Raw genomic sequence first — 749 nt, forward strand, 5'->3', positions numbered from 1 at the left:
CCATCTCAGAGCGATAAATCTTTGGCAGTCAGAGCCATGCGACCCAACTGCATTATGCGGTATTAGCAGCTGTTTCCAACTGTTATTCCCCACTCCGAGGCAGGTTCCTCACGCGTTACTCACCCGTCCGCCACTAAGTAACTCAATCCATTGGACGAATCCTCTGTCATGAGCACTCCGTTCGACTTGCATGTGTTAAGCACGCCGCCAGCGTTCATCCTGAGCCAGGATCAAACTCTCAATAAAATGGTATCTAAAGAACTTTCGTTCCTTAAATCAATTTTATTGAAGCTCAATTCAAGCTTCAAAGAAATGTTAACGGTTGTCTCTACAAGCTCTTTTGAGCTTTACAACCAATTCATTCTGGTGCTTCGTGTTTGTCATGTTGTTTAATTTACAAGGTGCACACCGCTTTCAGCGGCGGGCTTTTATCTTACCACAGCTCTTTTCCTTTGTCAAGCACTTTTTTCAAGTTTTTTCAAACTTTTTCGTGCTCTCATTCGCAGGTTCTTCGCCGTGTTTCGCCGCCCTCGCGGACAGCCTAATTAGGTTACCACATTTGGTTTTCTTTGTCAAGCACTTTTTTCAAGTTTTTTCAAACTTTTTTGTGCTCTTCATGGAGAAACCTTCGTGGTGACCGCTGCCCTCGCGGACAGCTTATAGAGGATATCACTGTCGGAATCATTTGTCAAGCACTTTTTTCAAGTTTTCCAAACTGATTTTCAAGTGCCGGACCGGTTTGATTCCCT

General features: G+C 44.2%; 1 rRNA gene. It reads right to left on the reverse strand.

From position 1 onward, the window contains the following. A 16S ribosomal RNA gene (locus tag ACTQ3R_RS16580) occupies positions 1-246 on the reverse strand; the annotation flags it as partial. Positions 247-749: the final 503 nt, after the last annotated feature.

The organism is Lawsonibacter sp. LCP25S3_E2, assembly GCF_052117285.1.
Classification (GTDB): Bacteria; Bacillota; Clostridia; order Oscillospirales; family Oscillospiraceae; genus Lawsonibacter.